This window comes from Enterococcus sp. AZ196 (assembly GCF_050498845.1).
Classification (GTDB): Bacteria; Bacillota; Bacilli; order Lactobacillales; family Enterococcaceae; genus Enterococcus_A; species Enterococcus_A murrayae.
Genome location: NZ_JBIPAM010000001.1, coordinates 788996 through 810557 on the forward strand (window position 1 = coordinate 788996; position 21562 = coordinate 810557).

General features: G+C 36.2%; 21 protein-coding genes and 1 other annotated feature. Of the genes, 6 read left to right on the plus strand and 15 right to left on the minus strand.

Annotation, left to right across the window (positions count from 1 at the left end; all coding sequences use genetic code 11):
- Nucleotides 1-4 precede the first annotated feature (4 nt).
- From IGI67_RS03820 to IGI67_RS03860, 9 genes are all read right to left on the minus strand, one after another.
- On the minus strand, nucleotides 5-820 hold the full coding sequence (locus IGI67_RS03820) for a MetQ/NlpA family ABC transporter substrate-binding protein (protein WP_429956799.1): 816 nt from the start codon (nucleotides 818-820) through the stop codon (nucleotides 5-7).
- 73 nt (nucleotides 821-893) lie between these two features.
- Nucleotides 894-1125: a binding site (T-box leader), on the minus strand.
- A 99-nt stretch (nucleotides 1126-1224) separates the two neighbouring features.
- Nucleotides 1225-1857: an HAD family hydrolase gene (locus IGI67_RS03825; RefSeq protein ID WP_429956800.1), complete on the minus strand. Its 633-nt coding sequence runs from the start codon at nucleotides 1855-1857 to the stop codon at nucleotides 1225-1227.
- A gap of 7 nt (nucleotides 1858-1864) precedes the next feature.
- On the minus strand, nucleotides 1865-4594 hold the full coding sequence (locus tag IGI67_RS03830; protein ID WP_207106632.1) for a sigma 54-interacting transcriptional regulator: 2730 nt from the start codon (nucleotides 4592-4594) through the stop codon (nucleotides 1865-1867).
- Between the two features lie 139 nt (nucleotides 4595-4733).
- On the minus strand, nucleotides 4734-5711 hold the full coding sequence (locus IGI67_RS03835) for an SIS domain-containing protein (protein WP_207106633.1): 978 nt from the start codon (nucleotides 5709-5711) through the stop codon (nucleotides 4734-4736).
- Nucleotides 5712-5803: 92 nt separating this feature from the next.
- The gene (locus tag IGI67_RS03840) at nucleotides 5804-6619 is read right to left on the minus strand and encodes a PTS system mannose/fructose/sorbose family transporter subunit IID (protein ID WP_207106634.1); all 816 of its coding nucleotides are present in this window, start codon (nucleotides 6617-6619) and stop codon (nucleotides 5804-5806) included.
- Nucleotides 6620-6634: 15 nt separating this feature from the next.
- A complete protein-coding gene (locus IGI67_RS03845) occupies nucleotides 6635-7423 on the minus strand; it encodes a PTS mannose/fructose/sorbose/N-acetylgalactosamine transporter subunit IIC (protein ID WP_429956801.1) in 789 nt (262 codons plus the stop codon).
- 14 nt (nucleotides 7424-7437) lie between these two features.
- On the minus strand, nucleotides 7438-7908 hold the full coding sequence (locus tag IGI67_RS03850; RefSeq protein WP_429956802.1) for a PTS sugar transporter subunit IIB: 471 nt from the start codon (nucleotides 7906-7908) through the stop codon (nucleotides 7438-7440).
- Nucleotides 7905-8324: a PTS sugar transporter subunit IIA gene (locus tag IGI67_RS03855; protein ID WP_207106637.1), complete on the minus strand. Its 420-nt coding sequence runs from the start codon at nucleotides 8322-8324 to the stop codon at nucleotides 7905-7907. Before IGI67_RS03855 ends, IGI67_RS03850 begins: the two co-directional genes overlap by 4 nt.
- 275 nt (nucleotides 8325-8599) lie before the next feature.
- Nucleotides 8600-9583, minus strand: coding sequence for a sugar isomerase (locus IGI67_RS03860; protein ID WP_429956803.1), 984 nt, complete (start codon nucleotides 9581-9583; stop codon nucleotides 8600-8602).
- 162 nt (nucleotides 9584-9745) lie between these two features.
- On the opposite strand from IGI67_RS03860, the gene IGI67_RS03865 reads away from it, so the two are divergent.
- Together IGI67_RS03865 and istA (IGI67_RS03870) are read left to right on the plus strand one after the other, a co-directional pair.
- Nucleotides 9746-10453 carry a GntR family transcriptional regulator gene (locus IGI67_RS03865; protein ID WP_429956804.1) on the plus strand — a complete coding sequence of 236 codons (708 nt, stop codon included), beginning with the start codon at nucleotides 9746-9748 and terminating at the stop codon, nucleotides 10451-10453.
- Between the two features lie 637 nt (nucleotides 10454-11090).
- Nucleotides 11091-12320, plus strand: a complete 1230-nt coding sequence (gene istA / locus IGI67_RS03870) for an IS21 family transposase (RefSeq protein ID WP_429956805.1) — start codon at nucleotides 11091-11093, stop codon at nucleotides 12318-12320.
- Between the two features lie 50 nt (nucleotides 12321-12370).
- Here istA (IGI67_RS03870) and istB (IGI67_RS03875) read toward each other — a convergent pair whose 3' ends face one another.
- Nucleotides 12371-13093, minus strand: a complete 723-nt coding sequence (gene istB, locus IGI67_RS03875) for an IS21-like element helper ATPase IstB (RefSeq protein WP_429956806.1) — start codon at nucleotides 13091-13093, stop codon at nucleotides 12371-12373.
- On the minus strand, nucleotides 13094-14509 hold the full coding sequence (istA, locus tag IGI67_RS03880; protein ID WP_429956807.1) for an IS21 family transposase: 1416 nt from the start codon (nucleotides 14507-14509) through the stop codon (nucleotides 13094-13096).
- A 167-nt stretch (nucleotides 14510-14676) separates the two neighbouring features.
- On the opposite strand from istA (IGI67_RS03880), the gene istB (IGI67_RS03885) reads away from it, so the two are divergent.
- Entirely contained in the window at nucleotides 14677-15471 is a 795-nt protein-coding gene (gene istB, locus IGI67_RS03885; RefSeq protein WP_429956808.1) for an IS21-like element helper ATPase IstB, read from the plus strand.
- 83 nt (nucleotides 15472-15554) lie between these two features.
- Here the strand turns inward: istB (IGI67_RS03885) and IGI67_RS03890 are convergent, their stop codons facing one another.
- From IGI67_RS03890 to IGI67_RS03905, 4 genes are all read right to left on the minus strand, one after another.
- A complete protein-coding gene (locus IGI67_RS03890; protein ID WP_429956809.1) occupies nucleotides 15555-16895 on the minus strand; it encodes an MATE family efflux transporter in 1341 nt (446 codons plus the stop codon).
- A gap of 346 nt (nucleotides 16896-17241) precedes the next feature.
- Nucleotides 17242-17622, minus strand: coding sequence for an FMN-binding protein (locus tag IGI67_RS03895; protein WP_429956810.1), 381 nt, complete (start codon nucleotides 17620-17622; stop codon nucleotides 17242-17244).
- A gap of 21 nt (nucleotides 17623-17643) precedes the next feature.
- Nucleotides 17644-18150, minus strand: coding sequence for a flavodoxin domain-containing protein (locus IGI67_RS03900; RefSeq protein WP_429956811.1), 507 nt, complete (start codon nucleotides 18148-18150; stop codon nucleotides 17644-17646).
- A complete protein-coding gene (locus IGI67_RS03905) occupies nucleotides 18147-18653 on the minus strand; it encodes a MarR family winged helix-turn-helix transcriptional regulator (RefSeq protein WP_429956812.1) in 507 nt (168 codons plus the stop codon). Before IGI67_RS03905 ends, IGI67_RS03900 begins: the two co-directional genes overlap by 4 nt.
- Before the next feature lie 253 nt (nucleotides 18654-18906).
- On the opposite strand from IGI67_RS03905, the gene IGI67_RS03910 reads away from it, so the two are divergent.
- The 3 genes from IGI67_RS03910 to IGI67_RS03920 all read left to right on the plus strand — a co-directional run bounded on the left by IGI67_RS03910 (nucleotide 18907) and on the right by IGI67_RS03920 (nucleotide 21530).
- Nucleotides 18907-19671 (plus strand): DeoR/GlpR family DNA-binding transcription regulator, encoded by a 765-nt coding sequence (locus tag IGI67_RS03910; RefSeq protein WP_429956813.1) that lies wholly within the window; start codon nucleotides 18907-18909, stop codon nucleotides 19669-19671.
- A 14-nt stretch (nucleotides 19672-19685) separates the two neighbouring features.
- Nucleotides 19686-21029, plus strand: coding sequence for a DUF1576 domain-containing protein (locus IGI67_RS03915; protein WP_429956814.1), 1344 nt, complete (start codon nucleotides 19686-19688; stop codon nucleotides 21027-21029).
- 228 nt (nucleotides 21030-21257) lie between these two features.
- Nucleotides 21258-21530: a hypothetical protein gene (locus IGI67_RS03920; protein WP_429956815.1), complete on the plus strand. Its 273-nt coding sequence runs from the start codon at nucleotides 21258-21260 to the stop codon at nucleotides 21528-21530.
- The last annotated feature ends 32 nt before the right edge of the window (nucleotides 21531-21562 follow it).

Sequence of the window (21562 nt, forward strand, 5' to 3'; positions counted from 1 at the left end):
TTGATTAATTATTGACGGGCACAATTGAACCGCCCCATTTTTTCTCTATCCATTTTTGGATTTTTGGTTCATGTAAAGCTTCCACGATGATCTTGATTTCTTTACTGCTTTTGTCTTCTGTTCTTGTTGCTACAATATTTACATACGGAGAATCATTTTGTTCGATCATCAATGAATCTTTTACAGGATTCAGCCCCTTTTCATAGGCAAAATTTGAATTAATAGCTACTAAGTCTCCTTCATTATTTTCGTAAGCCGAGGTGAGCAAGGTCGGATCAACACTATGCTCAAATACTAAATTCTTAGGATTCTCTGTTATATCATCAAAAGTTGCCTTATCAATTGCTATGTCTGCTTTTATTTTTATCAAATTGTTTTTTACAAAGACATTTAGTACCCTTCCCCATTCAGAAGGTACATTAGAAACAATGACTTTTGCTCCATTTGGTATTTCATTAACTTTTTTTATCTTTCGAGAGTATATTCCCATCGGTTCAAGATGAATTGCTCCAACATTTGAGAATTTATAGCCGTTCTCTTTCTTCTGCAAATTAAAGTATGGAACTGTTGAAAAATAATTTGCATCTATATCTCCATTTTCCAACGCCTTGTTCGGCAAAACATAATCGTCAAATTTTACAATCTCCAAGTCAATGCCTTTTTCTTTTAGTTCTGGTTTGATATGTTCCAGAATTTCAGCATGAGGAGTTGGCGAGGCCCCGATTTTTATTTTATTTGTTTTCTCAGCTGAACCGGAACCGCAGGCAGCTAAGAGGGGCATACAACTTAAGATCAATAGAACAAACCCAAATTTTTTCATACAAACACTCTCCCAATTTTTTTTTGACAAATAAAAAAATATCCATCCCTTTATCTACCAGATTACTGATAAATAAAGGGACGAATATTTTCGCGTTACCACCCTTATTTGTATTGCCTTCACAGACAATACCTCAACGGTACAGACATACCCGGCGATGTAACGGTCGCTTCCCGTCCAGCTTGCGTGAACAAACTAAAGGCTCAGAGCTCATCTTCATTGATTCTCCACAATCCCTCTTTTCACCTGCCGAGGGTCTCTTTAATCGTTTCCCAGTCAACTACTCTTCTCTTCAATGCATGATTATTGATTGACGTAATTCTAATACAAAAAAAGTAGATTTGCAATAAAGTAATTTATCAAAAAAACTCCTTATCGATTTTGATAAGAAGTTCTCGCTGTTATTAACGTGTTAATTGCGGCAGTGCCAGAATTTCTTTCAGGTCACTAATGATACTATCTGCTGCTTTTTGATCCAACAAAAAATCTTGCTGCAAAGCAACCGTGTAGATTCCAGCCGCTTTCGCAGCAGCAATTCCTAGAGGTGAGTCTTCAATGGCTAGATAGTCGTCGCATTTTAATACTTCTTGGCTAACCAAATAGATTTCAGGATTTGGCTTACTTTCCTTTACCTCTTCACCGCTGATCGTATAAGAAAAGTAGTCCATCAGCTTGCAATCAGATAACATTTGATCGATTTCACTACGGGGGGAAGACGATGCCAAACTCAAAGAAAAACCAGCTTCTAATAATTCATCTAATACCTTAGAAACAGAACTTCTTAATGCTTTTGAAAAATCGATTTGATTTTGCTTTTTATAATGAAGGTAATCCCGTTGAAGTTGTTTCCTTTTAGTTTCATCTTTTGGAACCAGTATCTCCCAAGTCTGTTTTTCAGAATTGCCAACATAATCTTCAAACTTATTTGATCCAGGTCGGATACCTTTTTCTTTAAAATAGTCCATCCGTCTTTCGAAATAGAACGGCTCACTGTCTATCAACACACCATCCATATCAAAAATTACTGCTTTTTTCATTTTTCACCTAGTCCTTTACAATATCGTTTAATAATCGAAGCTCTAGCAAAGGGATCTCGATCGTATATTCCTTTTCGACTTCTTGGAACGCCTGATGGATCAATTCCATATTATGACCTTCCTTTTGTACATATTCTTCGATGTCCTCTTGTTCATCTACACTTTCTTTGCGTAAAATTCGTTCGATCATGGTACAGCAATGCATATATAGTAAGAACAACTGATTATTTGAAAATTCAATTTCCATTAGTTTTTCTAGTTCCTTAACTGCCTTTTGAACCAGCTGGAGAACCTTCGTCGCGTCTAAAATTGTCAAATTTTCTACAATTTTATTAATCGAAAAATTGAAAATTAATTGATTCTTAAAGGCTTCGCTATTAATGTCAACCTGTGCCTGCAGCAATGTCGCAAATTCAGAAACAGCTTCCCCATTGATCAGCTGATCTAATCCAATGTAAGGGACTTGATTGATCTTAGGATTTTCTGTACCCACGATCATGAGAACATCGTACAACTGAAAAGGTGTCTCATACATTTTGTTTTCCGCTAATTTTTTATAATCATAAGGGAGGATTGTCAATTCTTTAGCTGAATCACCTAAGCATTTTTGTAATATCTCCTGAATTTGTGTAGCGCTTCCCATGCCAGTATAGCAACAGGTGATGATTGCCTTTTTCTTATTGATTTCTGGAATAATCAATTGCTTTTGAATTCGATTTTCCACGTTTATTGCCTTATACACTTCGGTCACGCTATCGCCGTTTACAATATGCTGTCCAACCTCTAAGACAAGCGGTGTACTCACGTTATCAATAATAACTAACGGACTCTTGATATGATTTGACAACCGCTCGCCCAATTGGTTGAAAGAGCCCATATCTACTAATAAAATCAAACCAGAATCTGTTCGGTAATCATTAATATAACGAATAATCTGACTTTCTACTTTATCAAGAGTGATGTTGATGGGCATATCATATGCTTGAAAAACATTTTTTTCTAACATACGATTCACCACGTTAGCTAGACTACTGGCTGTCGAGTAGCCATGCGCTAATACGATACATTTCACGTCGTTTCTTAAATCATTGATTTGTAAGCTGTAAAAGTAAAATGTAACAAAAACAATGTCTTCTTCTAAGATTTGCTGGTCTAATTGCTGTGACAAGTAGGTCAATAATTTTTTTGCATACCAAAATGGCGTTTCTAAGAAAGAAGCTAAAAATTCTATCAGCCCATTTTTTAGTTCCTGCCACTCATAATCGCTGCTTAGGATATCAGTATTATCCTTCAGATAAAGATAACTAGCTAAAGAAACTACTCGATTGCCATCTTGCTCGAATCCATAATTTTCATACATCATATCCAAAGTTTGGCGAATATGATAAGTTAAGACCGAATAAAGGGATTCTTCTTTCTCGTAAGTTCCTTGGAAAATAAATTCGTCCATCATTTGCGTAACACGATTGACATTATCTTCAATAAATTTTTGTGCTAAGCTTTCTTTTTGTTGGACCTTTTTGAACTCTGATACCAGTTCGGCAAAAAAACTACGAAGAAGCTGTGTTTCTTTACTCTCCAAATGGATTTGTTGCTTTGTATTCGGTAAATAGGTTCGGTTAGACATCCGCTTTTTCGGCTTGCTAAACTGTTCCTTGAACTTCAGGTTATATTCCAACGGCAAATCTTTTAAACGAACCGCGATAGTCTCCTTATTATTTTGATGAACATAGGCATTACCACAAGCATACTTAATAATATTTTTGATTTTCCCTACATTTCCTTCTAGATCACTATTCAATAGAAAATCAACCATTTGGTAGGAAACTTGCAGCTCTTTGTCTAAAATACTGCTTTCTGCAATAAAAAAGGAATCAATCAATCGTAGACGCTCAGACTGCGGTCGGTTTTGAAATTTAGGCAAGGTAACAATTACCGGCAGCCGTCTTAAAAAAGTGGGCAAGAAAGCCGAATAGACATTTTCAGTGGTAGCAAAAATTAAACGGACGTTAGCCTTTCGTCGAATACTCGTGTCTCCCATCGGTGAAAATTCTCCAGTATCCATAAAGGTAAATAATTTTTCCTGACCTTCTTCTGACAGTCGATGAACCTCATCTAAAAATAAAATACCTCCATCCGCCTTTTCAATCAGTCCGTTATGTTCTTGATCTGCTCCAGTGAAGGCGCCTTTAGTATGTCCGAATAGTGCAGATGATAATAACTCAGGATTATTGAAATATTGAGCGCAATTATAGGCGATAAACGGCGCTTTTTGATCAATTACCTGCTGTTCTTTAGCATATTCATGGATTTTTTCTGCTAAAAAGGTCTTTCCTGAGCCGCTTACGCCCATCAGCAAAATCGGCAAGCCGTTATGCGGATATAAAACAGCTGTTTTGATTTGATCAATCGCTTCTTTTAAGCTACCGTTGGCTCCAATGATTTCTTCGATCGCATTTCCACTATCTTGCGCAAATAATTCTTTTAGCGAATCGTACTCTAATTTACTCACTTCAATCAAAGCATCCTCTAAAGCTTTTTTATGTAAAAATAAAACAGGATAACTCTTGATTTTTACTAGTTCTCCTTCACGAAATGCTTGATTCAAGTAACTGCTAATGGTACTTCGATTTAATTGCAGTGACTCAGCGATCTTATAAGCTGAGAAACGCTCCTCAGATCCTTCTTTCAGATTCATTGTTAATTCATATAAATATTCATCCAATTCCTTTTTCATTTCGTCACCTGCTTTTAATCGATTTGATGTACCTTCACTTCTATTGTATAGCATTTCTTTTCGCCTACGAGACTAAAATTTTTAATAGTGCGAAAAAACCGAGAAGACATATCTCAGTTTTTTCGCCATAATTTTATGATTAGTAAGTAAGTTTCCACATGTAACGACGTTTTGTAAGTGGATGTTCTCTAGCATAAGATAGCTCTTCCGCATATACTCTGAAGACTGCGGTAATAACAAATGGATTGAAGTAGTCTAAAACTTCTTTATCTACGTGAGCAGATAATCCATAATCTAAAGCGTCGACCACTTCGGTTTTTGCATCAAAGCGATCCAAGAAGGCTAACGCTCGTGAGTCAATCGCTCGTGTTTTTCCATCGTTCATCAACAAGATAAATGGTACATCCTTATCGACGATTTCAAATGGTCCATGGAAAAATTCGCCAGCATGGAAAGTTCCCGAATTGATCCATTGCATCTCCATCATCAGGCAAACAGATGATGAGTAGGCTACTTCATGCGTAGCACCGCTACTCATGATATAAATAACTTTTTCGTCTTTAAAACGTTGTGCAAATTGTTTCGCTGCTTTGCGGGCCGATTCTGCACTTTCTTGTGCCAAGTCATAAATTTTAGCAAAAGCATTCATCATCTTATCATAATGCTCATAGCCTTCCACTTGGTTTAGTAGTTCTACTGCTAAAAGCAGACAATAGCCTGTTTTTTCAAGTTTGGTTGCATAGTTTTCAGCAAATCCATGATAAATCACATAATCTGCATCTTTTGTTAACGGCGCGTCGATTATTCGTGTTAAACTTATCACTGTAGCACCTTTATCTTTGGCAACGGCATTGGCTTCTACTGTTTCTGGAGTTGCACCTCCAAGTGAAGCTGAGATCACAACTGTGTTCTCATCGACCGAAGTTGGTGTAGCAAAGTTGAATTCGTTGGCTGTGTAGTGGCTAATGCGTAATTGCTTCGCATTTTGATCTAAAAAGTATTTTGCTGGATACAAATCTGCTTTTGACGCGCCACAGCCAACGAAAACAACGTGTTTCACTTCTTGCTTTCCGACAATCTCTTTAATAATTTCTTTTGGTTCCATCGTTGAATTCATCTTTCTGAATTCCTCCTCAGTTTTCTTTTTTATTTAGAGAAACGAAACAGTGATGTTTGCACCACATCACGAGTCTGCTTCAACTACCAGAATTAAACAAAAATCCCTAGAGCACTCAAAATCAAGCCGCCAATAATACAAATTAAAAGCATGATGCTTGTATTTACTTTCTTTTGCAGCAACCAATACATAAACATCGTTAAGGCAAACGGTAACATTTGAGGCATGATACTATCCAAAACATCTTGCAATACAAATGTTTTACCGAATTTGATGGGTGTCGTAATTCCAATCATGCTGGCGATCATTGCACCAATAACCATCAAACCGATAATCGAGCAGACATACATCACCCGGTCCATCAAACCGCCTTCATAAAGTTTAGCCAAATATTTGTTCCCCATGTTATAACCAAATTTCCCACCATAATAAGTCACTAGATAAGATGGAACAAAGGAAATAATCATGGCTAAAATCGGCCCTAAAATACTTCCCTGCTGTGCTAAATTAATCCCTAATCCAAACGCCAAAACACGAACAGTTCCTTGGAAGAAGGAATCACCGATACCAGACAATGGTCCCATCAATGACGTTTTTACTGAGTTGATTGTATCTGGGTTAAACCCTTCTTGGTCTTCATAATATTGTTCTTCCATCGAAGCTGCTAATCCTAATACAAAAGCACTTGTTTGTGGGGTGCAGTTGTAATAAAGCATATGACGTTGATAGGCTTCTTTTTTCAACTCTTCATCTTTAGGATCCTTGTAAATACGGTCCAATGTTGGAGCGATTCCGTATAAGAAACCCATATTCATAGCACGTTCATAGTTCCAAGAATCCTGAATAGCCCATGAGCGCCAAAAGAATTGCCAGTATTTACGACCATTTTGATCTTTTTCTTTTGCCATTTTGTTAACCTCCTTTTATAGATCATCTAATGCATCAGGCTCTTCTGCTGCACCATTACCACCGTTTCCACCAGATTTATTTGCTTCAATTTGATACATGACAAAAGCGACAATTCCGGCAAATAAAGCGACTCCTGTAATTCCTAATCCTGAATAAGCAGTGATCAAGAAACCTAAAACTAAAAATGGCATCATTTTTTTAGACAGCATCGTTTGCAGCAATAAAGCAAACCCATATGCTGGCAGAAGCTTACTTGCTAAACTCAACCCATCAGTAATCCATTCAGGAATCGCATCAACGATCGTCTTAACTAAGTCTGTACCAAAATAAATAGCTAAGAAGATTGGTACAAAATACATCACTGAATACAAAATCGTTCCCCAGACTATGTGAATGTGCTGTGCGCTTTTAAATTTCCCTTCCTCAATTAAAGAATCGGCTCGATGTGTCAAACTGGCTAAAACAGTCCGCATCAAAATCCCCAAAAGCTGTCCTAAAATCGCGATCGGAATCGCAATTGTTAAAGCTGTTTCGGCGTTTGAACCAGATAAAATTGCAAATGCTGTTGCGATAACTGCGCCTAATGTCATATCCGCTGGTACGGCTGCTCCAACTTGAACAACTCCTAGTGAGATCAATTCAATCGATGCTCCCACCAGCAATCCCTTTTCCAGGTCCCCCAAAGCTAAACCTACAAGGGTCCCAACAATCAGCGGACGTTCAAAATTTAATCGTCCTAACAGCCGAGAGTCTAACATGACAAATACACCAATCAATCCTAAAACTATTGATTGAACCAACATTTAAAGCCCTCCTTTTAAATTAATTTATTTAAATCTTCTGATTTAGAGGTTGGTATCTGCTGCATATATTGCTTTATTCCCATCTCCTTCAATTTTTTTGCTTCTACCTGTTCCTCTTCATTTAAGAAAATCGCACTACCAAATTGCTTCCCGTTGTTCGTCTTTGGTATTCCGCCGTAGTTGATTTCTTTGATTTTTGGATATGCTTCACAAAAAGCTAAAGTTTCTTTTGTATTTCCGAAAATCAACATAATATTTTCTTTTAATGTTTCTACTTTTACCATTTTTGATAATGCCTCTTCGACAGTAAAGATATTCAACTTTACTCCTGTCGGTTTAGCTAGATTCAAAGACATTTTTTTGAATTCATCTGTGGCAGCTTCTTTATTGATTACGATGATGCGATTGATTCCTTGCGACTTAGTCCAGGAAAAAACTACTTGTCCGTGTAACAATCGGTAATCAATTCTTACTAGTTTAATCATAAATCGTCTCCTCCAATATTAATCTCTGTCACTAATAACTGTTTGCAATCAATTATTCCTTGGCGACTCTCTTCAATAATTGTTGTCAACTGATCTGATTTTATTTTTTCAGTCTGGGTGGCAATAGAAATCACCAATGGTAAATTCATCCCGGCGAGTAAATGGACTTCCTGATGTTCCTTTTGAATCATTAACAAATCATTGTTGACGCTCCCGCCAAAAATATCCGTCAAAATGTAAACATCATCGTGACCTATTTCTTCTAGTAGATGTTCCACCTGACTTTTGATAGGCTCATCTTCGTCGCGAAATGCAGATAGCGCGAAAATATTTCCTTCATCGCCAATAATCATTGATGCCGTCTGTTTTAATCCTTGTGAAAATTCTCCATGGCTTGCTAAAATAATCTTGTTCATTCCCTATCCTCCTTATAACTCTTCTCGCTTTTATATTAAGCAACTACCGTGCCAACTTCTGTTAGAAGCTTTAAAACTACTAGTACCAAGGAAAAAAACAAACGCTTTCAACACTTCGAAGAGTGATGGAAAAATTGTGTGGAGAAAGTGTTGAAGGAAAATTGAACGAGGCGATTGCTGTTTTTTAGAAATGTCCAAAATCAAACCTTTTTTCTTTTATACTATCATGCAAAAAATCACTCAGCAGAAACTTAGTTGCTGAGTGATAGGATTGATTAATTATATTGTGCCTTCCACATGTAAGTCCGTGTCATATAATCCTTTTTGATTTGGTAAGCCAGTTCACGCATAAAGACATTGTTTAAAATTGGAGAGAAAATCAAGTGATTGAAGTGTTCACTAACTTTTGGATCAAACTTGTTTATACCAATATCTTGTGCATCCAGCCGAAAAACTTTCTTTCCACCAAACTCCTTCAAAAAGCGATCCGCTCGTTCATCATTTGATCGATTGTTGCCCTCACCAATAAGAAGGAAGACTGAAGTCTCTTCATCGATTACTTCAAAAGGTCCATGAAAGAAATCACAGCAATTAACAGTTGGAGAATCAATTTGCAGCATTTCCATGATATTACAAATCGAGAAAACATAGGCCGCTCCAAATGTTGCCCCACTCGCCATGACATGAATGGATGTTGATTCACGATTTTGAATCGCCCATTTAATCGCTTTGGTTCGAATCTTTGTAACTGCTTGATTATAAATGTTGTTAACCGCTTTAAAATTTTCCAGTGCAAGCTCAATATGCTCGTATCCCTCAACGACATCCATTACTAGCATTGCAATTTTTAATCCGTAAGCAGAGTTGGTTTTAGAAAAATCGCTGCTGTCTACTGCAACAGAATCATAACCAATTTGGTAATCGCAGATTTCCGTTAATTCTGATTCATCTACATATAAGGCAATGGTTGCTGCGCCAAGTTTTTTGGCAAGCTTAGCTGCTTCGATCGTTTCAGGAGTTCCTCGCATTGAACAAATAACTGCCAATGTATTTTTTCCAACAAAAGCCGGTGGTGCTTTAACAAACTCATTACTAGTGATATTTCTAGATCGAATTTCTGACGCCTCTTGATTTAAAAAATAGTCCCCTGAATAAAAACCGCCATAACTTCCACCTGCTGCTAACCACACCACATTTTTAATCCCGCCAACTGCCTGCTGCTCCTTGTTTATTTTCTCGATGATACTTCTTAGTTCCATTGTAACTCCTCACTTTCTTTTTAGTAATTTCTGCCTTTTGCAATACAAGTATAATACATGTTGGAGATTATTTCAATACGAGTTGATGGCAATAAATTAAACTTGTACTATAGTTGAACTATCAGATTACTTTGCTTATAATAAAGAAAAGGCGGTGTGATGATGGTTCAAGAAATTGTTGATAAGAATAAACCTCTCTATTTACAGATCAAAGAAGCCATTCTTCAACAAATCAAACAAGAAGAACTCAAAGCTGGCGACAAACTGCTTTCTGAAGCACAATTTCAAAGAAGCTTTAATGTAAGTAGAATTACTGTTCGCAAGGCAATTGACGAATTAGTGGAAGAAGGCTATTTGTTTCGTCTCCAAGGAAAAGGCACCTTCGTAAAAAAACACAGTAAGACTCAACAAAGAAGCTTGTCATTAACTCAAGTTTGTCAAGATCAGGGAAAAAAACTAACTTCTGAGGTTCGCTCTATTCAGGAGCTTCCTGCTCCCGTTGATTTTGATCGATTATTTAGTTCCGATAACGTTATAACTGTCGAACGTATTCGTAAAATTGATGGCGTACCGATTATGCTTGAAAAAAACTATTTTCCGCTAGAATATACTTTCTTATTTGAAAATGATTTATCAGGCTCACTTTATCAACTCCTAGATACTTTTAATATCGATCCAAAATATAAGGGCATGAATCAAGTATCAATCAATCAATTAACCGATCAGCAGTCTAAGCTATTCAATGTACAAAGCGGACTCTCCGTGATCCACCACTTAGGGACTGTTTATAATTCAAAAAATCAGCTAGTTTTAGCTTCAGAAGAACTTGTTCGTGTTGATCTACCAGATTTATTTAAGTATTATTTATAGTGATAAAAGAGATACTCTTTTTGTTTATGAGCTCCCCCAAAAAAAGTTAGACCAAAAGTCAAACTTCTGGGGGGCATTTTTTATAGCTAAATGTGGTTTTAAACTCAACTAAATGAGCGTTCTAGAGTATCTTGATGGGAAACGAGAAGCGCCTTAGTTATCAATGAATCGCGCAATAAAGTCAGATAGACAAGTGAAAGACTGGATTAATGCTTAGCGAGAATTTAGAGATGACCTGCTCTTACGCAAGCGTCAAAAATAAAGTTATTCTGTTCGATTCAAGATTGAGTCTCTTGAAATCTTAAAAATTCCTAAATTGGCCTTTATGTGTTTGTAAAAACGATTCGATCGAGAAAATTCATAAAGTAAGAGAAAAATATAGGAATTATGGCTAATTACGTATGAAGGGAAAACTAACATAGTTCGGTGTAATTTAGAGAAACGGTTTTGAAAACTGCCTACAATGGAATCTTCAAAAAAAGCAAAGAAAAATGGAGTGGACTTCTCCACTCCGAAAAAATCTAACTCTTTTTAGTTGTGAATCCCGACAGTAGAATGTAAGAAAATGCCGACGAGAAAAATGGTGTTTTTCTTACATTTTTTAGTACACTGGTTTAAAAACAATCAGGAGGATTTTATGCGATCAGATGTACGTGAAGGAGTTCAAATTTATATTATGAGTGATATTAAACCTAATTTTACCCATTTAGCTAGACAGTTCGAATGTGATCCACGCACTGTCAAACGTTATTACGAAAACAATCTATCTAAAAAGAAAGCTGCACCGAAAAAACGGCCAAGCAAATTAGATCCTTTTCGGTCAATTATTCAAGAGAAAGTTGAACTAGGCTGTTCTGCTTCAGCGATTTATCGTTTTATCAAGAAGAAAGGTTACGAAGGGAAGGATTCTATTCTAAGAGATTACTGCAGCCAATTGCGAAAAACACACATTCAGAAAGCGACGATCCGAATTGAAACCCAACCAGGTTTGTCTGCACAAGTTGACTGGAAAGAAGATCTTGTCCTTTACAATCGTTCGGGTCAACGGTTTCAAATCAATTTATTTTTATATGTTCTAGGCTTTTCACGTTGGAAGTATATCGAGTTAACGCTAGACAGAAAACAAGATACATTACTTCGTTGTTTGAACAATGCCTTTCTTTCTTCAGAAGGAATTCCTCATGAAATTTGGTTTGATAATATGCGTACTGTTGTTGATCAAAGTAGAACGCAGTTTAGAAAGGTCACTTGGAACCAAAGGTTCTATGAATACAGTAAAGACGCAGGATTTAAACCAATTGCCTGTCGACCTTATCGTCCGCAAACAAAAGGGAAAGTGGAAGCCTTAGCTCGAACGGTCGAGCAACTAAAAGTATACAATGGCGAATTTGATACATTGGAGGATTTGATTGATCTTGTTTTTGAATTCAATGAAGAGCTTAACAAAGAAACTTCTCAAGCAATTGAGGGTCCACCAATACTGAAATTTACTGCACACGAAAAAGAGCACTTATTGCCCTTTGATTCGAAATTACTAACGACCTACACACAAGATATCCTCTCTCGTAAGGTATCCAAAGAATCGCTCGTGATTTATCAAAAGAATAAGTACTCTGTACCCGTTCGCTATATCGGCAAGACAGTTTCTCTCCAAGCTGTTGCCGGCGAACTTACTATTCATTATAACGGCGAATGTATTCAAAGACACCTTTTAAGTCAAAAAAAATTTAATTATCATTCAGATGATATGCAGGAAATTTTAAAGTCCGACATTTATCGGTCAAAATCGGATGAAGAAATTGCACACTATGTTCAAGAAAATTTGAAACTCTACGACGAGTGTGTTTTGCAAGAACATTCCACATAAGATTGCAAAGAAAATTACATAACTTTGCCACACATAATCTTCGATTATTTTTATGTTTTTGATAATGCATTTTTAAGTCTGTAGCTTTCACCAGTGAAACTTAAAATATGCGCGTGATGAATTAGCCTGTCTACTAAGGCCGCCGTAAGGCGAGGATCAATGAATACCTTGTTCCAACTACTAAATTCAAGGTTAGAGGTAATGATGACACTTTTTGTTTCATACCATTCACTGATCAATTGGAATAATAGTTCAGATCCTTCTTTTGTAAAAGGAACATAGCCCATTTCGTCTAATATGATTAAACGTGCCTTGTCAAATTTCTTTTTTAATGAATGAATCTGTTGCTTCTTCCAAGACTTTTCAAGTTCTGATACAAGTTCAGAAACGCGCCAAAATCTTGTTTCGTAACCTTCTTCGCATGCTTTAATACCAAGAGCAGTAGCCAAATGTGTTTTTCCAGTTCCTGGTGCACCAACAAAGACGGCATTCTCATTGTTTCTTATAAAATCTAGTGAAATCAGTTCTTCTCTTGTCGAGGAACTTGGAAGTTGAATATTTCTATGCCATTCGTATTCTTCTAATCGCTTTTCCGAAGGAAACTTTGCAAGTTTGGTGAATCGCAATTTCTTTGAGAGTTCCCGCTTGTCTAGTTCTTCTTGAAATATTTCAGAAAGCAAATGAACTGTTTGTGGGTCAGCACGGTGCTCTACGATAGATGGAACGTGAGCTAAATGAAGTGTTTTACATATTTCATCAAATCGATCAACCAATTACGCAGCCCCCTTTTTCTTGGAAGTAAGGGAATCATATTCGGACCATTCAACACCGAAATCTGCATTTTCAATAGTCTCTGTGAACTCATAGAAATGTTCATTGATGTAACTCATTTCATGTGTTACTAAAAGCCTAATCATCATGTCTAAACGTTCATAAATCAAGCGTTTATTATCAATATTCAAGAAATATTGGATTCGATGAGGCAAGTATTTCCAGTAACGAGAATAACTAATTTTAGATAAACTTCGTTTCCAATCCACAAAGATATTGGTCCAAGGAATCGGCCGCGACTTGTTCATGTATGGTCGTAACTCTTTACAGAGGATCTCGCCGTTTAAAGATACAATTTTGAAATGGCTCCATGTCAGACGTGCATATAACTCAGTATGGTTTCGGCTTCTTGGAATATGGATTCTTGTATTATCCAGTTTTATTTCATTGTACTTATTTGCCTTGACCGCAATATCTTTAAATACAGGATATTCAACATCTGGTAGAGCGAGTAGTTCCCTTTGTTCTTCAATCCATAATTCTTCGATCAAGCAATTTTTATCATAGTGAAGTCGATCCATATCTTTTCGAAGTTGTTTTGCCAGTTCTTGATTAAGTTGTTCAAATGAAACCATTTTAGGGGCAGCAGGGAAAAAATTGTACCTGACATAACCAACCTTGTTTTCTACGGATCCCTTTTCATTTCCACTACGTGGATTGCATACTTGAACATCAAATCCATAGTGAGTAGCAAACCGGAGAAAGATATCATTCAACTGAGCATCTTCAAATTTTGTCTTAGATTCTTTAACAGCAGTTGTCATATTGTCAATACGAATTGTCCTGGGAATACCGCCCATTTGAGTAAAGAGCATCTTCATTCCTTCAAGTAAACATTCTTGGTTTTCTGCAGGAAGCGCCACAGCAAAACCAGCATTACTGTACGGAGCAGTGAGAACCAATACTTTAATATCTTTGAAAGCTCCTTCATGTTCAACTTCCATAGTGCCAAAATCTAGTTGAGCTTCTCCTGGTGGATGTTCCAAACGTTCAAATCCCAAATCATATTGAAGTTCCGTATGTGTGCTTCTCCAATCTTTAATAAATTGACAGACCGTACGATACGATCCTTTAAAGCCAAGTTCTTGAAGTTCAACGAAATATCGGAGATTTGACCGCCGCTTTTTCTTGGCCAAGCGAGAATCCTCAGACAACCAAAGACAAACGTATTCTCCCCAACCATCTTGATACATCATTCCAGTTCTCTTATAAATTTTTTCAGTTGGAAGTTGATCTTCATCCGCGTATTTTTTGGCTGTTCGCCAGTTAATATTCAATTCTTTACTTATGTGATTGATCGATTTATCGTGATTATTCCGTAAATTTTTGATAGTATTAATATCGGTCATTGTTAGCATACCTTTCTACCTCCTGTTCAAGCTCGAGACTTAAACATTAGAGGTTTTATGGGTGGTTAGCAAGGGCCTTTTTTCTATCTTCAGCTCCTGCGGAGCTATGTACTTTTACGCTGCAATCATCTGTACGACTATTCTGCCACAAACAACGAGTTCTATTAGGAGGCACCATGTCACAATACCAAGAGTTACTAGATAATCTAACAACGTTAAAGCTAGATCAGATCAAAGAATATCTCCCTCATTTTTTAGAATCTGAAAAAACAAAAGAACTGTCCACAATCGATATTCTTTATTCATTAACGGAACGGGAATTAGCGTTTAGGAAACAACGGGCGGAAAAAATGAATATCAAAACGTCCCACTTCCCCTATGAAAAACGGATGTCCGATTTTGACTTTGACTATCAGCCGAGTGTAAACAAACGGCAACTGCTGGACTTATCCAGCCTGCATTTTATGGAACGGCAAGAGAACATTTTATTTATCGGCAGCAGCGGTGTTGGCAAAACACATTTAGCAACGGCGATAGGTATGGAAGCTTGTCGCCAACGAATCAGCACCTATTTTATTACGTGTAATGAGTTGATTCAGCGATTGACAAAAGCCTATCAAGAAAACCGGCATGAAGCATTAATAAAAAATTACTGCCGATATAAACTACTCATTATCGACGAAATTGGTTATTTACCGATTTCAGAGGTTGGTGCAAATCTTTTTTTCCAGTTAATCACCAGGAGATATGAAACGAAATCGACGATTATTACAACGAATATCCCATTATCAAAATGGGGAGCAGTATTCTCAGACCCAACATTAGCAAATGCCATATTGGACCGATTGGTCCATCACTCTCAACTAATCAAAATTACTGGGAGATCTTATCGCATGAAAGACTACTTGCTTGATAAGGATGTTCTTCAGGCACCTACAGATGAGAAAGGGAAGAAAATCGGTAAAAACTAGCATATTTTCACCGGCAAAAAATTACATTTGAAAATCGGGATTGACATTAGTCACTACATTTAAAGAAAAAAGTACTTTTTTTCTTAGATTAACGTTCGCCTTTGCCATCGTTTACTATAGAAATAAATCAGACCAATGCAGGCCGGAATAATCGGCGAAAGTGCTTGCGCCCAATAGATCCCTTCTACCCCAAATTTCAGGAAGGTGGCCAAAAACCAGCATAGTGGTAATCGAATGATCATCGCATCTAAGAATGCATTCACCATTCCTAAATTTGCAAATCCTATGCCGACTGCAAAGGAATCAAAATTGTACATCGTCGCATAAAAAAAACTATTCCAGAAACAACATATCCTCAAATAGCTCATACCTGCTGCTAAAACGGCTTTATTTGATGGATCAAACAACTGAATCAACGGTTCCGCACACAGTTGAATAAAAATGATAGCTACCAATGATACAAGCAGACTTCCAATCAAACCTATTTTAGTAACTTTTTTCGTTCTTTCAATCAGCCCGGCTCCCATGCTCTGTCCGACCATTGTGGTCACGGCCTGGCCGATCGCCCAGCAGGGCATTCCAGCGAAGGTGTTTATTTTTAATCCGATCCCAGCCGCAGCCGTAGCAATGACTCCATACTCATTGATCATCATAGTAATAATCAAGTAGGAAATATTTACTACCGTCATTTGAATCGCTGTAGGAAGGCTAACTTTTAGTATCTTTAGTAAAGTTGCGCCATCAACTTTAAAGCTCGACAATTGACAATTGAAAATTGTATTTTGACCTTTTAAATAGATGACCGAAATCCCAAATGAAATGGCTTGAGCAATAATCGTTGCATAAGCCGCGCCGACTGTCCCCAATTCTAAATGTCCTACTAACAAATAGTCTAAGAAAACATTGATAACAGTCGCGAGCATCACAAAGTACAAGGGACGTTTAGAATCACCAAAACCTCTTAAAATCGAACAGCTCGCATTATAACCAAAAACAAAAATTGTTCCGATAAATATAACTCGCATGTATTCACAGGCTTCTTGGTAAGCTCCTTTAGGAATATTCATCCAGGTGAGGATATTCTTATACATAAAAAAACCAATGATGGTGACTACTATAGCGATGACTGTTGTTAATGTGTAAATTGTACCAACCACCTGGCTTTGTGCCAGTTGATTTTTTGCACCACGATATTGTGCGATTAGGACTGTCCCACCCGTAGCGATGCCCATACAAATTGCATTGATGATAAAGACAATTGTCGAGGCATTGCTGATAGCCGCCACCCCAGTACTTCCAACGATTCTTCCGACTACTAGCATGTCAACAATATTATAAAGAGATTGAAGCAGATTCGCTAAAAATAGCGGAATTGTAAAATAGAGCAGTTGCTTGGTCACACTTCCTGTAGTTAAATTTTCCATGTTCTCATTCCTTTATATCGGTAAAAAAGAGGATTCTGCTGAACTTCTCTTTTACACTTAAAAATATGCAAAAAAAGACCACTGACAATAAACATCGTCAATGGTCACATAAATAGTCAGACATACTGAATAAATCAGAAATTTTGAAGTTTCTGATCAAAACGGTAAAACTGATGATTTATAACGATTGGGCCCCGAACAATGTTTTAGTACATTCAATTGTACGGAGCGAATTCCAATGCATACCTTATTGTAAATGATATAGAACATATCAATCGACTACTTTCCTCTTTGATAGTTTAATTATATCTAGCCATATAGCTAAAGGCAACACATACATGAAATCCTAATTATTCTTTGACAAAGCATCCTCGACCGCTTTCATGATCGTAACACTGCTTTGAGTAGCCCCACTTATAGCATCCACATCTAAACTTTGCTCGCCTATAATCTTATCGACGATTTTCTCGCCATTTTTTCCTAAACCTGTCACATGATCAACCATTCTAATAGTAGCGATTTTGCCGTCTTCTACTAATACATTTACCTTTACAGATACTGGTTTAATCGTTGCAGCTCCTTCATACTCACCATCTGTTACTCGTGATAAATCAATCTCATTGATTTTCACTTTCCTTAAAGTATTTTTTGTTAAAATACTCGCACCGATTTTCACACACAAAATAAGGACCACTATGACCAGAAAAATAGTAATCAGCTTTTTCATTTGTTTGTCCCCCCTTTTTTACTACTTAATGATCTCTAATTCCTCCAAATTGATATAATCTACACTACCGACATCAGCAACTTTTTCAATAGCTTCCTCAATGTTAAGTTTCTCGTGAGCTGCTTTTTTCTTACTAGCTTTACTAATCATTTTAACTATAAGCTTTTCTGGTAATTTCAGTTGTTCTTTTTCAAGTCGTCCCCTTAAATGAAACATCTTCGCTTCTGGAAATATTTTCATAATCCCATTATGGATTTCATCTAGTTTTTCTTGATCATTTTTTGAAGTTAGTCCAACTGAGATAATAGTAATTAGCTGGCTAGTAGAAATTTTTTTCTTCAGTTCATCCAAACCTAGTACATTTCCAGCATAAACACTGCCAAAATAGAAAATCTTTTCCGCACTTGCCAGTTCCTCTGGAGGGGCTTGTGTATATTCAAAAATCTGATAATCTCTTTTTTCAGCAAAGGTTTTTGCATAAAGCTCAGTACTTCCTTTTTTTGTTGCGTAAATCACGATACTGGTCATTCTATTTCCTCCTTGAGTATTTTATTTTCTGTTGCTTCTAGCTTTTCTGTCCCATCATACAATTTCATAAAAATAGAAAAAAATAGTTCTAACTCCTGGTCTGTATATTCTTCAAAAATAATACCGAGCGCCTTACTGTGCAGCTGAGCTACTGATTGGAAATATTCTTCTCCTTTTGCTGTTAGAGCTAAGTTTGTTCTTCTTCGGTCATTACTATTTCGAGAGATCATGATTAACTTTTTCGATTCTAATACTATTGCTAATTTTTTGATATTTTGCCTGGAGCATCCCAATAGCTCGCCACAACTAGTCAAGTCTAGTGTTTTATCAGGAGCTTGCTTGATCATCACTAAAACCATAAATTGCTTCATAGTTATAAATGGATCTACTTTATCGAACGATGTCTGTAATCGATTGCTTAAAATAAATAAACTAGCAAAAATCGCTCGTTGTTGTTTATCTCGACCACTTTTAAATGCTTCTGTTAAATTCTTTACACTCATAATCATATCTCCTAACAGCCAAATTAGGTAACTTGTTACTTATATTTTACATAGCTTCAGCACTAAATGATATAGGGCTAAAGTCTTATTTAAAAAAATCATATAAATAGCTGTTTATACGAATTTTTGATTTTTTTAAGATTTTCTATATAAATTATCTATCTAAAAATGTATAATAAAATCATATAAAACGGTTTCATTTTTTGTACAGACTATATTATTTGTATCACTATTTTATGCAAGGGGAAGAAAATTGAAAAATTCGATCATTAATATTGATAAACGACATAAAGACATTTTAGATATTTTAGAAAAGAATGAACACATGACCACTTTAGAGTTAGCTGAGGCTTTAGATGTATCGCTTAGTACGATTCGTCGTGACCTTCACTTGTTAGAGGAAAAAAATGATATTATTCGTAAATTTGGCTATTGTATTTTTAATTTTGATAACAAGCTTGATAATGATCATTCTGGTCCTGTTCGAATAAAGCAGGCCATTGCTCAAGAAGCAAACAAATATATACATGATGATGACACGATTTTTATTAATTCCAGTTCGACTGCTTTAAAGATCGTCGACTTTATGCATGCTGAGCATTTAACAATCATAACAAATAATTTGAAAATCAATTATTCATTGCAAAATGCCAACTATAATTATGTTTTGACAGGTGGTGAGATGCGCTATCCAAAGGAGTCCTTAGTGGGAGATGTCGCAATCAATACTATATCTGCTGTTAATGCAGATGTATGTATTATTGGCTGTAATGGGGTTGATTTAGAGAATGGGGTCACTACCAAATTCATCAATGAGGCTGCTATTAACGAAATGATGGTTAAAAAAACAACCCGATGTAAAATTTTAGTAGCGGATCACCGAAAAATCGGAATAACATCTAAATTTAAAATAGCTGATGTTTCCTCTTTTGATTACTTAATCACAGATAAATTTAGTTCAGATACAGTTTTAGAGGAGTTTCAAAATATGGGGGTAACTGTCGTTCAAGTCACTTAAAGGAGTGTGGTTCTTTGAAAAGTTCCAATCAAGCGTTGCTTTCTACAAATCTTATATTTGTCTTTTTAATTTCATATGGTTTAACTATTACATTGACTGCCTTTTTCTTAGCCAGTCCTCAAAAGTTAATTATAGGAATGCAGCACATTATCAGTTCACCGAGTAATTTGGTAACGGATTATGTGCATATTGCTGGTGTTGGACCTGCTTTTCTAAATAGCGGGATTCTAACCTTAAGTAGTCTGTTTCTTTTACGTAAACATAAACATCATTTTTGTTCACTTACTGTTTCAGGGATCATGATGCTCTCTGGTTTTTCTTTTTTCGGAAAAAATATTGTAAACTCAGCTCCAATTATTTTTGGATGTTTGCTTTATCTGCGAATTCATCACTCTGGCAGACAAGATCTATTAGTTATGGGATTGTTAAGTACTTGTCTCTCACCAATTGTCAGTACCATTTATAGTGCGCCGGATCATTTCATTATTCCTAATACAATGATTGCTTTAATTGCGGGGCTATTGATTGGATACATGATCTTACCAATCTTTGAGTTTCTAAAAGTTCACACAAAAGAATTAAATTTATATAATATGGGATTTTCTGCTGGTTTTATCGGTGTCATCGGAAATTTGACTACTCGAAATGTCTTAGCTATAAAAATTGTTCCGCATGCTCTTTCTTTTGAGCATCACCGCTCTTTGTTTTATTTTCTTGTTGCTCTTTTCACTGTCCCTCTCCTCGTCTTTCTTTATTTCTATAAAAAAAATATCACTCGTTCAAAGTATCTGCTCTCAGACTTAAAGAAAATTGCTCGTTTTTCCTTATATGGATATCTCGCAGTGATTCTCACGCTCGTATTGAAAGTTCCCTTGAGCGGAATTTTGGTCGGTGCCATTTTAACTTTCGCTGGTTTTAGTATGTATAATTTTAAATTTCGTTACTTCTTTTTCCCAGCGCTTGGAGTATTTCTAACCGCATTGCTTTTCTATCAGGATCTTGCAACAACGAACAATATTGTCATCATCCTTTTTGCCAGCACTCTTGCACCGATGACTCGAAAATATGGTTTAGTTACAGGTACATTTTCTGGCGGCTTTTTTTCATTAGTTACCAGAAATACACAGTATCTGACAGCAGGAATCAACCTGTATAACTGTGGATTTGCTGGAGGGATTACCGTTCTGTTGATGGATCTTGTTCGAATACAATTTTATAAAAATAGTAAAATTAAAAAATATTTTCAAACACTACATCTTTCTATCATCCATAATGAAAAAAAAATTATGACAAAATTTCAAGATTTCTCTCAGGCATTTATCTTCAAAATCACAACTATCAAAGATAATCAGCCATAATTTCTAAATGAACGAGTTGGACCTACTGTTGTTAAATCATGGTCAACCCATTTGGACTCTATATAGACATTCTTCTTTATTTTTAAAGAAAACAAACTTGCTTAGCGTATCTTTGATTAAGTTACACTAATTCATTGCTTCAATTAGTTAACGAACTTCCATAACTCTATTTTTTTAACGAAAATTACTGCTAGAATAGGTTCACTAAAATGACTAAAGGAGATTACTATGCGAGGAACGATTTCAACTGATCAACGTGTTTACCATTATGAGTCCCCCTTCTTAAAACAAGGAGAAAATGGGTTGTCACTTAACCAATTACGCGCGCAGTTTATTAAAAAATTTTTGAATAATCCCCGAGCTAAATATGTTACAGAAAATTATGCACTTGAAAAGGAACAACGTCGATTGAATATTTGGCGTAAAGATGGAAAAATTCTTTCGGAAGATGAATTGCTTAGAATTGATACAGTCGTTCCACAAATATTTGAAATAATTTGATCTTTACCCTCATTCAAAACGATTTTTCTGTT